Raw genomic sequence first — 293 nt, forward strand, 5'->3', positions numbered from 1 at the left:
GGGAACCAAATGATGTAATCGTGGAAATCCATCTCCTCATGTGCAAGGAACGTCAGTGCTCGCTTTGTCGCCAGAAAGGTGATATCGGTTCCAGTATGCTGCGGGAAGACCAGCGCACTGGCAGGTTGTGGTAATACCGAGCTGATATCCATGCCGGGCGGTTGTGCTGGAGTAAAAGTAAAGGTGCGTGGCGGCTGGTTGTCGGTGGTAAATGTATATTAGGATTTCCAGCACTAAGCCCTCTCGGCACGCCCTTGACGCCATCAGTTGAGCCACGGCGGCCCTGACCCATG

1 pseudogene is annotated in these 293 nt (G+C 54.3%); it reads right to left on the reverse strand.

Features of this window, described 5'->3' with window-relative positions:
* Window positions 1–206: pseudogene (locus V2A85_RS24720) on the reverse strand (S-type pyocin domain-containing protein); the annotation flags it as partial.
* Window positions 207–293 lie beyond the last annotated feature (87 nt).

The organism is Yersinia sp. 1252 StPb PI (assembly GCF_048593885.1).
GTDB lineage: Bacteria > Pseudomonadota > Gammaproteobacteria > Enterobacterales > Enterobacteriaceae > Yersinia > Yersinia enterocolitica_E.